This is a genomic window from uncultured Aquincola sp. (assembly GCF_964001545.1).
In the GTDB taxonomy this organism is placed as follows: Bacteria; Pseudomonadota; Gammaproteobacteria; order Burkholderiales; family Burkholderiaceae_C; genus Aquincola.
In genome coordinates this window covers 1-11,344 of record NZ_CAXFDV010000469.1, presented here as the reverse complement: position 1 = coordinate 11,344, position 11,344 = coordinate 1, and the positions used below count along the sequence as shown (strand labels likewise).

The window sequence follows — 11,344 nt, the reverse complement described above, 5'->3', positions numbered from 1 at the left end:
TCGACAACCAGCGCGACGTCAGCTACGCCGAGATCGACGCCCCGCACGGCCACGACGCCTTCCTGCTGGAAGACCCGCGCTACCACGCGGTGCTGCGCGCCTACTTCGACAACGTGGCCAAGGAGTTCGCATGAGGACGAGCTTTGCTCTGATCGTCCCGCGGGCCGAGCGCCGGGCCGCCCCAAGCCGGCCCGCCATCCCCTCGGGGGATCGACCGGCGTACTCGACGGGCGAGGGGCTGACATCATGAGTGACAGGGCGGATATGGAAACCATTGCGTCGCTCGTTCCCTTCGGCAGCCGCGTGCTCGACCTCGGCTGCGGCGACGGCGCGCTGCTGGCGCACCTGCGCGATCACCGGCAGTGCCGCGGCTTTGGGGTGGAGATCGACGATGAGAAGGTGGCGGCCTGCATCCGGCGCGATGTGAAGGTGCTGCAGCTCAATCTGGAAGAGGGTCTGGCGCTGTTCGAGGATCAGTCGTTCGACGTGGTGCTGCAGCTGGACACGCTGCAACACCTGCGCAACACCGAGAAGATGCTGCAGGAAACCGCCCGCGTGGGCCGCATCGGCATCGTCAGCTTTCCCAACTTCGCGCACTGGCCCAACCGCATCCGCGTGGCTTCGGGCCGCATGCCGGTGACGCGGGTGCTGCCCTACCAGTGGTACGACACGCCCAACATCCGCGTCGGCACCTATGCCGATTTCGAGGTGCTGGCCCGCAAGAACGGCCTGTCGGTGATCGAGAGCTTCGGCATCCAGCACGGCAAGCCGGTGCGCACGCTGCCCAACCTGCTGGCCAGCGTGGCCGTCTTCAAATTCGAGCGACTGGCGGGCTGACCCGCCTGGTTCAAGCCCCGCGCATCGCCTGCGCTATCAGCGTGTAAGAGCGGCGGCGCACCGCGGGGTCGTGAGCCCAGGTGTTGATCACGATCTCGCCCAGCTGCAGCTGGTCGGCCAGCTGTTGCAGCATCGCCGCCACCTGCTCGCCGGTGCCCACCAGGGCCTTGCGGCGCATGGCGTCCACGGTGGTGGCCATCTCCACCTCGGTGAAGCCGCGCGCCGCCACCGCGTCCGGCGGCTGCAGCGGGCCCAGCACGCCGCGGGCGCGGTCCACGCGCCAGCGTCCGCGGCTCAGCGCATGGTGGCGGGCTTCTTCTTCGGTGCCGGCGGCCAGCGCCCACACGCAGATGGTGGGCTGCGGCGTGGGGTGCCGCTCGCTGGGGCGGTAGAGGTCGCGGTACAGGCGCAGCGCCTGTTCCACGCCCTGGCCGTCCATGAAGAAGTAGGCAAAGGCATACGGCAGGCCGAAGTGCGCGGCCAGCTGCGCGCCGTAGTCGCTGCTGCCCAGCACCCACACCTGCGGCGCATGCGGCCCGCGCGGGTGGGCCGTGATGCCGTTGTGCGGCTGGCCGCTGGTCCAGGCCTGCAGGTCGCGCACCTGCTGCGGAAAGTGCTCGGCCGCGTGGTGCGCCTGCGGGTTCAGGGCCATCGCGGTGCGCATGTCGCCGCCCGGCGCACGGCCTACGCCCAGGTCGATGCGGCCGGGCGCCAGCGCTTCCAGCACCCGGAACTGTTCGGCCACCTTGAAGGCCGAATAGTGCGGCAGCATCACCCCCGCGCTGCCGATGCGGATGCGCTGCGTGGTGGCGGCCACCGCGGCCATCAGCACCTCGGGCGCGGTGCCGATGATGGTGGGCAGCGCATGGTGCTCGCTCAGCCAGAAGCGGTGGTAGCCCTCGGCTTCGCAGTGGGCCGCCAGGCTCACGCTGTCGCGGATGGCGGCGTCTTCGCTGCTGCCGGCAAGCGAGACGGACTGATCGAGGGCGGACAGGACAAGGCTCATGCGCGGCACGCTATCACCGCCGGCAAGCCGCGGTGGGCGGCAGGGGCAACACGTTGACACCGGCCGCGCCGGGCTCCCACAATCGCCCCCGCTCCGGGGTGCAGGCCGACAGGCCCGCTGAGATGGTGAAACCGAACCCGCGAACTTGAACCGGTTAGTACCGGCGGAAGAAGAGCTGTCGTGTCAGCACGGGTGCGCGCCTTGGGTCGCGTGGGCCGGGCCGACCTTCGGAGCATGCCTTGCCACGCCCCCGAAGGAGACCCGCATGAACGCCCCCGACAAGCTTGCGCAGCTGCTCAGCCTGACGCGTGAGCCATTCCCCGCTTCCACCAAGGCCTGGATCACCGGCAGCCGACCCGACCTGCGGGTGCCGGTGCGCGACGTGGCCCTGAGCAATGGCGAGGTGGTGTCGCTGTACGACACCTCCGGCCCCTACACCGACCCCGCCGCCGCCATCGACGTGCGCCGCGGCCTGCCCGAAGTGCGCGCTGCCTGGATCGACGAGCGCGGCGACACCGAGCGCTACGAAGGCCGGCAGCGCCAGGCGCTGGACGACGGCCTGAAGTACGAGGAGCGCGACAGCCCACGCATCGCCCAGCTGCGCGCCGATGCCGCCGCGCTGCAGCGCATGCCGCGCCGCGCGCGGGCTGGCAACAACGTCACCCAGATGCACTACGCCCGCCGCGGCATCGTCACGCCCGAGATGGAATACGTGGCGCTGCGCGAGAACGGCAAGCGCGAATGGATGGCCGAGTACTTGGCCGATGCGCAGCGCGAGCGCCGCCTGGCCGGCAACGGTCTGGGCGCGCGGCTGCCCGTCGTCATCACGCCTGAGTTCGTGCGCGACGAGGTGGCGCGTGGCCGCGCCATCATCCCGGCCAACATCAACCACCCCGAGGTGGAGCCGATGGCCATCGGCCGCCAGTTCAAGGTCAAGATCAACGCCAACATCGGCAACTCGGCCGTCACCAGCAGCATCGAGGAAGAGGTGGACAAGCTGGTGTGGGCCATCCGCTGGGGCGCCGACAACGTGATGGACCTGAGCACCGGCCGCCACATCCACACCACGCGCGACTGGATCCTGCGCAACAGCCCGGTGCCCATCGGCACCGTGCCCATCTACCAGGCGCTGGAGAAGGTGGGCGGCGTGGCCGAGGACCTGACCTGGGCCCTGTACCGCGACACGCTGATCGAGCAGGCTGAACAGGGGGTGGACTACTTCACCATCCATGCCGGGCTGCGGCTGCCCTTCATCCACCTCACCGCGCAGCGGCGCACCGGCATCGTCTCGCGCGGCGGCTCGATCATGGCCAAGTGGTGCATCGCCCACCACCAGGAGAGCTTCCTGTACACGCGCTTCGAAGAGATCTGCGAGATCATGAAGGCGTACGACGTGAGCTTCTCGCTGGGCGATGGGCTGCGGCCCGGCTCGGCCGCCGATGCCAACGACGAGGCCCAGTTCGCCGAGCTGCGCACGCTGGGCGAGCTGACGCAGCTGGCCTGGCAGCACGACGTGCAGACCATGATCGAAGGCCCCGGCCATGTGCCGATGCACATGATCCAGGCCAACATGGACGAGCAGCTCAGGCACTGCCACGAGGCGCCCTTCTACACGCTGGGGCCGCTGACCATCGACATCGCGCCGGGCTACGACCACATCGCCAGCGCCATCGGCGCGGCCATGATCGGCTGGATGGGCACCGCGATGCTGTGCTACGTGACGCCCAAGGAACATCTGGGCCTGCCCGACCGCGAGGACGTGAAGCAGGGCATCGTGGCCTACAAGATCGCGGCGCATGCGGCCGACGTGGCCAAGGGCCACCCGGGGGCGCGGGCGCGGGACGATGCGCTGTCGAAGGCGCGCTTCGAGTTCCGCTGGACCGACCAGTTCAACCTGGGCCTGGACCCCGACACCGCGCGCGAATTCCATGACGAGACGCTGCCCAAGGACGCCAGCAAGGTGGCGCACTTCTGCTCCATGTGCGGCCCCAAGTTCTGCTCGATGAAGATCACGCAGGAAGTGCGCGACTACGCGGCCCGCGGCATGGGCGAGAAGTCGGCCGAGTTCCGCGCCGGCGGGGGCGAGCTGTACGTCCCCATCCAGCCCGTGGGCTGAGCGCGACAGGGCAGCGGCGCACGTTTGACCTGCGTCAAGCGGGTGCCCGGGCACGCGGCCAGGCGGCGGCCACTTTGCGCTGGCGCAAATGCGGCGGGGAACCTCGGCGGGCTAATGAGGGCCTTCAACACGCCACTCAAGGAGCTCACATGAACAAGCGCTGCCAAGCGCTGGCGCTCGCCGCCGCCGCCGCCCTCACCGTCGCCGCCCTGCCTGCCGCCCATGCGCAGGACAGCGGCAACTGGATCGTGCGGGCGCGCGCGCTGCACCTGGACTCGGCCGACAAGGACAACACCGGCCTGGACCTGAGCCTGAAGAACAAGACCTTCCCCGAGGTGGACGTCACCTACTTCTTCACGCCGAACATCGCGGCCGAGCTGGTGCTGACCTACCCGCAGAAGCACGACCTGCGCGCCGGTGGCGACAAGATCGGCAGCCTGAAGCACCTGCCGCCCACACTGAGCCTGCAGTACCACTTCACCGGCATGAGCTTCCGCCCCTACCTGGGCGCGGGCATCAACTACACGCGCTTTTCCAGCGTCGACCTGCCGGCCGGCGTGGACATCGACCGCAGCAGCTGGGGCCTGGCGCTGGGCGCCGGCGTCGACGTGCCGGTAGGCAATGGCTGGCTCGTCAACGTCGACGTGAAGAAAGTGCAGATCCGCACCGACGTCTCGGCCGCGGGCGCCAACCTCGGCAGCTTCAAGGTCGATCCGCTGCTCTTCTCGGTCGGCTTTGGCAAGCGATTCTGACCAATCGCAATCGCTATCGCTATCGCTTGTGATGCGGCCCCACCCGGCCATACACCTCGGTGGGCAGGCCCTCCATGCGGGCCTTGAGCTGCAGCGCCAGGAACTGCGAGTAATGCCGTGACTGGTGCAGGTTGCCGCCGTGGAACCACATCTGCGGCTGGGCGGTGGGCTTCCACATGTTGCGCAGCTCACCTTCCCACGGGCCGGGGTCCTTGGTGGTGTTGCTGCCCAGGCCCCAGCATTTGCCCACGGTGTCGGCCACCTCGGGCGACACCAGGTCGGCCAGCCAGTTGTTCATCGAACCATAGCCGGTGGCGTACACCAGCAGGTCGGCGGGCAGCTCGGTGCCGTCGGTCAGCGTGACGGAGCGCGGGTTGATGCGCTCGATGTTGACGCCGCTCTTGAGCTTGATGCGCCCGTCGGCCACCAGCTCCGAAGCGCCCACGTCGATGTAGTAGCCCGAGCCGCGGCGCAGGTACTTCATGAACAGGCCCGAGCCGTCTTCGCCGAAGTCCAGCAGAAAGCCCGCCTTCTCCAGCCGGGCGTACAGGTCGGCGTCGCGCTTTTTCATCTCCTCGTACACCGGGATGTGGAAGGTGTGCATGATCTTGTACGGCACCGAGGCGAACATCAGGTCGGCCTTGTCGGTGGTGATGCCGTTCTTGACCGCCTGCTCTGAATACAGGCCGCCCAATGCCAGCTCCATCAGCGAATTGGAGGGCGCGATGTGGGTGGACGAGCGCTGGATCATCGTCACGTCGGCGCCGTGTTCCCACAGGTCGGCGCAGATGTCGTGGGCCGAGTTGTTGGAGCCCAGCACCACGCAGTGTTTGCCGGCCCAGGCCGCGCCGCCCGGGTGCTGGCTGGAGTGGTGCTGCGTGCCCTCGAAGGTCTCGGCGCCCGGGATCTTGGGCACGTTGGGGTAACCCGACACGCCCAGCGCAAACACCAGCTGCTTGGGCCGCAGCGTCACCGGCTGGCCGTCGCGTTCCACCTGCACTTCCCAGGTCTGGCTGGCTTCGTCGAAGCGGGCCTTTTTGGCGATGGTGGAGGTCCAGTAGTTCAGCTCCATCACCTTGGTGTACATCTCCAGCCAGTCGCCCACCTTGTCCTTGGGCGCGAACACCGGCCAGTCGTCGGGGAAGGGCATGTAGGGCAGGTGGTCGTACCACACCGGGTCGTGCAGGCACAGCGACTTGTAGCGGTTGCGCCAGGAGTCGCCGGCCCGTGCGTTCTTCTCGATGACGATGGTGGGCACGTCCAGCCGGCGCAGCCTTGAGGCCAGGCCGATGCCGCCCTGGCCGCCGCCGATGATCAGCACATAGGGCTGTTCGGTATAGCCCAGCGCGGCTTCGCGGGCCTGCTTCTTTTCCAGCCAGCTCTGGCGGCCGCCGGGCTGCGCGCCATGCTCGGCACCGGCGATGCGGCGCTCGCCCTTCTTCTCTTCGAAGCCCTTGAGCTCGGTCATCGTGGTCAGCAGCGTCCAGGCGTGGCCGTGGCGCAGCCGCAGGTGGCCACGGCCGCGGGCCACGCGGGTCTCGAAGGTGAACCAGGCTTCGGTCACGCCATCGGCTTCGGTCGCTTCGCCTTCCAGCCGGAAGTGGCTGGGCGCGGTGTCGGCCAGCCGCGCCGACAGCATCGCGCGGATGGCGTCGCGGCCTTCCTGGGTGCTGATGTTCCAGGTGAAGGACACCAGGTCGCGCCAGTAGCACTCGTCGTCGAACAAGGCCGCTACCGCGTCCAGGTCGGCGGCGGTGAGGGCGGCTTCAAAGCGGGCCAGCCAGTCGCTGGCCGTGGCGGTGGGTCCGTGGGTGGCCACCGGCGCTGTCGCAAGTTCGCTCATGCATGCGTCTCCATCGTTGTAGGTGCAGCGGCCGGCTGGCCGTGCACGGTCGATAGATCAAGCGCCGTGCCACCGGGTGCGCAGTGCGTCGCGTCGGGCTGCAGGCCGCGCCAATGCTGGGTTTGCGCCGTGTGGCTGCCTGGCGGGCGGTCAAGGTGCAGGTGTCACAGCGCGACAGCTGTCACAGGCCGGGCTGTGACACCTGTCTCAGCCGCTCAGTGCAGCGCGCCGTCGTCCTGCTGGTTGGGCGACACGATGCCCCAGCGCTTCATGCGGCGGTACAGCGTCATGCGCGACAGGCCCAGGCCACGCGCCACCGCGCTCACGTTCCAGTGGGCGGCGCGCAGTTGCTGCAGCAACTGGGTGGCGGCCGCCTGCGTGGCAGCGTCGGGCGTGAGCAGGGGTTCGGCTGCTGCGGCCGTCGGGCCAGGTTGCGCGCGGCCCTGGGTGCCAGGGGTCGGCGCGCTGTCCAGCCATTCCGGCAGGTCGGCGCATTGCACCGGGCCTTCGCCGCGCACTGCGCGCGCATAGTCCAGCACGTTGCGCAGTTCGCGCAGGTTGCCGGGCCAGGGGCGGGCCATCAGCAGCGCCCGCGCATCGGGGGCGATGCCGCCGCTGCCGGCGCCCAGCAAGGTGTCGATCACCCAGCCGATGTCGCTGCGCTCACGCAGCGGCGGCAGGTGGAAGCGGGCGCCATTGAGCCGGTAGTACAGGTCGTCGCGGAAGCGGCCTTCGCGCACCAGCGCTTCCAGGTCGCAGTGGGTGGCGGCGATCACGCGGATGTTGACCGCCACCGCCCGCGTGGCGCCCACGGGCAGCACCTCGCGTTCGGCCAGCACCCGCAGCAGGCGGGCCTGCAAGGGCCGCGGCATGTCGCCGATCTCGTCGAGGAACAGCGTGCCGCCGTCGGCTTCCTGGATCAGCCCGCGCTTGGCCCGTGGCCCCGCGCCCGAGAAGCTGCCGGGCAGGTAGCCGAACAGCTCGCTCTCGATCAGCGTCTCCGGAATCGCCGCGCAATTGACCGCGATGAAGGGCCGGCCGCGCCGCTCGCTGCTGGCATGCAAGGCCTTGGCGAAGAACTCCTTGCCGGTGCCGGTCTCGCCGGTCACCAGCAGGCTCATGGGTGAGTTGACCAGCCGCGCCGCGCGGTCGATCTGCCGGTCCAGCATCGCATCGCCGCCGCTCAGCGCGGCCAGCGGCGCAGGCAGGCGGCGGTCGCGTGCGGTCGGCGGCGTGGCGGGCCTGGCGGGGGGCGGCGTGGCCGTCATGAACAGCAGCTGCCGGCCACCGGCGCCCATCACCGCACGCTGATCGGAGGGGCGCGCCTGCACGAAGCGGCCCAGCTCGCTGAAGGGCGCGTCCAGCACCTGTTCATACGGCCGGCCCAGCAGCGGCCGGCGCGGGTCGGTTTCCCACAGCAGCTGGGCGCGGCGGTTGTGGCCGATCACCCGGCCGCTGGCGTCGATGGCCAGCAGGTAGTCGGGGTTGACGTCCAGGAACTGCGGTGCCGGCGCCAGTCGCAGGATCCATTCGCCGCGGAAGCGGTGCAGGAAGTCGGCGTTTTCGATCTGGTGCGCAAACAGCTTGACCAGCTGCAGCGCCAGGTGCTGGCTGGCCTTGGGTTGCGGCGCACTCAGGGCCGAGATGTCGAGCACCGCGTTCAGCCGCCCGGTGGCGTCGAACACCGGCGCGGTGGTGCAGGTCAGCGGAATGTGCGTCGCGTCGAAGTGGTCGTCCAGGTGCACCGTCAATGCCTGGCCGGTGGAGATGCAGGTGCCCACGCCGCAAGTGCCGGCCAGCGGCTCACTCCAGTCGGCGCCCAGCGTCAGGCCGGCGCGGTGCAGCTGGTCGGCCGGCTGCAGGTCGCCCAGAAAGTCCACCGTCACGCCGCGGGCGTCGGTCAGCAGCACCACGTAGCCCATGCCGGCCACCTGCTGGTAGAGCGACTCCATGCCATGGCGGGCGATGTGCAGGAAGGCTTCGAGCTGGTCCTGGTGCTCGCGCAGCCGGGCCGAGGGCAGCACCACCGCTTCCTGCATGCGGGTGGGGTCCAGCGCATGCTGCTGCACGCAGCGCAGCCACGACTGGCGTATGACTTCATCGTGCGATCGGGCCGCGGGCGCGTCGGCGCCCAGGGCGGCCAACTGCACCACGGTGTCGATGTGGGCGCGCTGGAACGGCTGCATGCGCATGTCTCCTGCGGGCCTCTGGCGGGCCGTGGCACAACTTGCGCACCATCGTTCGCCGTCCCGGCGCTGTCAATCGGGCATGCCCTGCGCAAACGCACCACCGGACACAACCGCTTTCACCTAAGGTTCACCGTGCTTTCACGCTGGCCCCGCAGACTGCCCCGCGACGCAGGAGAAACCACGATGAAGAAGCAACCGTTCCGCTTCTGGATGACCGGCTGTGCCGCGGTGCTGGTCGCGTCGATGGGCGCGCAGGCCCGCGGCGATACGCGCGGCGACGACCGCGGCGCCGGCATGCGCCACAGCCGCTATGGCCTGAAGGAAACCGTGCTGCGGCTGGAAGCCAGCGCGCAGCGCCGTGGGCTGCAGGTGCTGGCCCATGTGGCGGCGCCGCGGCGGCTGGGCGATGGCGGCGAATCGCTGCTCATCGTGTTTGCATCGGCGGCGGGCGGCACGCCGGTGGTGATGGACCGTGCCGGCGGCACGCCGCAAGCGCCGCTGGCGCTGGTGGTGAGCGCCGGCCGCCTGGGCGAGGCCGAAGTGGCCGTGCCGCCGGCCGACTGGGCCGGCCTGCCCGAGGGCGTGGAGCAGGAATTGGCAGCATTGCCACAGCTGGTGGAGGAGGCGCTCGGGCACGGCGCTGTCTGACGCGCCCCGCCTTGGGTGGGCGATATGCTGCGGTGGCAATTCCACCATTTGGGGCTGTCGCCCTGTTCACATGAACACACCCGCGTTGCACCGCAAGGCGTTTTTGCTGCTGCTCGTTCTCGTCACCCTGGCCTTCGGCTGGATCCTCTGGCCCTTCTACGGCGCCGTGTTTTGGGGCGCCATCCTGGCGCTGCTGTTCGCACCGCTGAACCGGCGCATCCTGCGGCGCTGGCCGGGCCGCCGCAACACGGCCGCCCTGGCCACCTTGATCATCTGTCTGGTGATCGTGATCCTGCCGCTGGCCCTGGTAGCCACCTCGCTGATCACGGAAGCCTCGCTGGTGTACCAGCGCATCAAGTCGGGCGAGTGGAACGTGGGCGTGTATGCGCGCCAGATCTTCGACGCGCTGCCGGGCTGGTTCGTGCAACTGCTGGACCGCTTCGGCATGGGCAACTTCCAGGCGCTGCAGGAGCGGCTGACCTCGGTGGCCGGCGACGTCAGCCAGTACGCGGCCACGCAGGCGGTGGCCATCGGCTCCAACACGCTGAACTTCGTCGTCGCCTTCGGCGTGATGCTGTACCTGCTGTTCTTCCTGGTGCGCGATGGCGCGATGCTGTCGGCCATGGTGCGGCGGGCCATTCCGCTGGACGAGGCGCACAAGCGCAACCTGATCGGCAAGTTCGCCACCGTCGTGCGGGCCACCGTCAAGGGCAACGTGGTGGTGGCCATCACCCAGGGCGTGCTGGGCGGCATCGCCTTCTGGGTGCTGGGCATCCAGGGCGCGCTGCTGTGGGGCGCATTGATGGCCTTCCTGTCGCTGCTGCCGGCGGTGGGCGCTGCGCTGGTGTGGGGGCCGGTGGCGGTGTACTACCTGGCCACCGGGGCGCTGGTGCAGGGCTTCGGGCTCATCGCCTACGGCGTGTTCGTCATCGGCCTGGTGGACAACGTGCTGCGGCCCATCCTGGTGGGCAAGGACACCAAGATGCCCGACTGGGTGGTGCTGATCAGCACCCTGGGCGGCATGGCCATCTTCGGCATCAACGGCTTCGTTATCGGGCCGGCGATCGCGGCGCTGTTCATCGCCACCTGGGACATCTTCGCGAGCACCGACGAAGCGGCCACCGAGCCTGAGGTTCAGCCCGGCCGCACCAGCCCGCGCCGCTGAATGGGGGTGGAAAACACGATCGACGTGCGCGTTTCGCCGTAGCCGTTGATCGTGCCCAGAAAGCGCTCCAGGTCGGCCAGGTCGCGCGCCACCACCGTCATCAGGTACGAATCGGCGCCGGCCACATGGTGGCATTCCAGCACCTGGGGCGACTGTTGCAGCCGCGCCAGCAGCCGCTGCTTGCCCGGCTGCGCCGCGGTGATGCCTACGATGGCCTTGACGCCGTAACCCAGCTTGGCCGGGTCCAGCTCGGCACCGATGGACTTCACCACCCCCGCGGCCTGCAGCCGCGCCAGCCGCTCCACCGTGGCGGGGATGGACAGCCCGGCCGCCGCAGCCAGCGTCTTGAGCGGCGCACGCCCGTCGGCCTGCAGCGCCTGCAGCAGGCGCCAGGCCTTGTCGTCCAGTTTGAAGGAGGCGTCTGTTTCGGTCATGGCGGTGCGCAGCCTGAAAAAGCGAAAGCCCGAGGCGATTTCGCCTTCATTCTGCGCTGGTCCGCGGGCCGCCCGCCTGCCGACAATCCTGGGCATGCCCCCCGCCGCCAGCCTGTTCCTGCAATCGATGCTCATCGGCCTGTCCATCGCCGCGCCGGTGGGGCAGATCGGCGTGCTGGCCATCCAGCGCACGCTGCAGCAGGGCGCGCGGGCCGGCCTGGCCACCGGGCTGGGTGCGGCGCTGGCCGATGCGGTGTATGGCGCCATCGGCGCCTTCGGCGTGGTGGCCGTCACCCAGTGGCTGATCGGCGCGCGCGGCTGGCTGCACGGGCTGGGCGCGCTGTTCCTGGCCTT

At 69.6% G+C, this 11,344-nt stretch carries 9 protein-coding genes, 2 pseudogenes and 1 riboswitch; of the genes and pseudogenes, 7 read left to right on the top strand and 4 right to left on the bottom strand.

Annotation, left to right across the window (positions count from 1 at the left end; genetic code table 11):
- Together ABNT58_RS16145 and metW are read left to right on the top strand one after the other, a co-directional pair.
- Positions 1-134, top strand: a pseudogene (locus tag ABNT58_RS16145) (homoserine acetyltransferase); the annotation flags it as partial.
- 112 nt (positions 135-246) lie between these two features.
- Positions 247-837, top strand: a complete 591-nt coding sequence (gene metW, locus ABNT58_RS16140; protein WP_348754474.1) for a methionine biosynthesis protein MetW — start codon at positions 247-249, stop codon at positions 835-837.
- Positions 838-847: 10 nt separating this feature from the next.
- Here metW and ABNT58_RS16135 read toward each other — a convergent pair whose 3' ends face one another.
- Positions 848-1,843 (bottom strand): LLM class flavin-dependent oxidoreductase, encoded by a 996-nt coding sequence (locus ABNT58_RS16135; RefSeq protein ID WP_348754473.1) that lies wholly within the window; start codon positions 1,841-1,843, stop codon positions 848-850.
- An 84-nt stretch (positions 1,844-1,927) separates the two neighbouring features.
- A riboswitch (TPP riboswitch) is annotated at positions 1,928-2,032 on the top strand.
- 76 nt (positions 2,033-2,108) lie between these two features.
- Here ABNT58_RS16135 and thiC point away from each other — a divergent pair.
- Both thiC and ABNT58_RS16125 read left to right on the top strand, forming a co-directional pair.
- Positions 2,109-3,959, top strand: a complete 1,851-nt coding sequence (gene thiC / locus ABNT58_RS16130; protein ID WP_348754472.1) for a phosphomethylpyrimidine synthase ThiC — start codon at positions 2,109-2,111, stop codon at positions 3,957-3,959.
- 149 nt (positions 3,960-4,108) lie between these two features.
- Positions 4,109-4,711, top strand: a complete 603-nt coding sequence (locus tag ABNT58_RS16125; protein WP_348754471.1) for an OmpW family outer membrane protein — start codon at positions 4,109-4,111, stop codon at positions 4,709-4,711.
- 19 nt (positions 4,712-4,730) lie between these two features.
- Here the strand turns inward: ABNT58_RS16125 and ABNT58_RS16120 are convergent, their stop codons facing one another.
- Together ABNT58_RS16120 and ABNT58_RS16115 are read right to left on the bottom strand one after the other, a co-directional pair.
- A complete protein-coding gene (locus tag ABNT58_RS16120) occupies positions 4,731-6,554 on the bottom strand; it encodes an NAD(P)/FAD-dependent oxidoreductase (RefSeq protein ID WP_348754470.1) in 1,824 nt (607 codons plus the stop codon).
- A gap of 215 nt (positions 6,555-6,769) precedes the next feature.
- Positions 6,770-8,740 (bottom strand): sigma-54-dependent Fis family transcriptional regulator, encoded by a 1,971-nt coding sequence (locus ABNT58_RS16115; protein ID WP_348754469.1) that lies wholly within the window; start codon positions 8,738-8,740, stop codon positions 6,770-6,772.
- Between the two features lie 186 nt (positions 8,741-8,926).
- On the opposite strand from ABNT58_RS16115, the gene ABNT58_RS16110 reads away from it, so the two are divergent.
- Together ABNT58_RS16110 and ABNT58_RS16105 are read left to right on the top strand one after the other, a co-directional pair.
- The gene (locus ABNT58_RS16110) at positions 8,927-9,391 is read left to right on the top strand and encodes a hypothetical protein (protein WP_348754468.1); all 465 of its coding nucleotides are present in this window, start codon (positions 8,927-8,929) and stop codon (positions 9,389-9,391) included.
- 70 nt (positions 9,392-9,461) lie between these two features.
- On the top strand, positions 9,462-10,556 hold the full coding sequence (locus ABNT58_RS16105) for an AI-2E family transporter (protein ID WP_348754467.1): 1,095 nt from the start codon (positions 9,462-9,464) through the stop codon (positions 10,554-10,556).
- On the opposite strand, the gene ABNT58_RS16100 is transcribed toward ABNT58_RS16105, so the two are convergent.
- Positions 10,526-10,990, bottom strand: a complete 465-nt coding sequence (locus ABNT58_RS16100; protein WP_348754466.1) for an Lrp/AsnC family transcriptional regulator — start codon at positions 10,988-10,990, stop codon at positions 10,526-10,528. The two genes, ABNT58_RS16105 and ABNT58_RS16100, sit on opposite strands and share 31 nt — an antisense overlap.
- A 94-nt stretch (positions 10,991-11,084) precedes the next feature.
- Here ABNT58_RS16100 and ABNT58_RS16095 point away from each other — a divergent pair.
- Positions 11,085-11,344 (top strand): annotated as a pseudogene (locus ABNT58_RS16095) (lysine transporter LysE); the annotation flags it as partial.

Bases quoted from the DNA above. Each gene is read 5' to 3' on its own strand.
- ABNT58_RS16125 (WP_348754471.1), top strand. From the start codon at position 4,109: ATGAACAAGCGCTGCCAAGCGCTGGCGCTCGCCGCCGCCGCCGCCCTC.
- ABNT58_RS16120 (WP_348754470.1), bottom strand. From the start codon at position 6,554: ATGAGCGAACTTGCGACAGCGCCGGTGGCCACCCACGGACCCACCGCC.
- ABNT58_RS16135 (WP_348754473.1), bottom strand. From the start codon at position 1,843: ATGAGCCTTGTCCTGTCCGCCCTCGATCAGTCCGTCTCGCTTGCCGGC.
- ABNT58_RS16100 (WP_348754466.1), bottom strand. From the start codon at position 10,990: ATGACCGAAACAGACGCCTCCTTCAAACTGGACGACAAGGCCTGGCGC.
- ABNT58_RS16105 (WP_348754467.1), top strand. From the start codon at position 9,462: ATGAACACACCCGCGTTGCACCGCAAGGCGTTTTTGCTGCTGCTCGTT.
- metW (WP_348754474.1), top strand. From the start codon at position 247: ATGAGTGACAGGGCGGATATGGAAACCATTGCGTCGCTCGTTCCCTTC.
- ABNT58_RS16115 (WP_348754469.1), bottom strand. From the start codon at position 8,740: ATGCAGCCGTTCCAGCGCGCCCACATCGACACCGTGGTGCAGTTGGCC.
- thiC (WP_348754472.1), top strand. From the start codon at position 2,109: ATGAACGCCCCCGACAAGCTTGCGCAGCTGCTCAGCCTGACGCGTGAG.
- ABNT58_RS16110 (WP_348754468.1), top strand. From the start codon at position 8,927: ATGAAGAAGCAACCGTTCCGCTTCTGGATGACCGGCTGTGCCGCGGTG.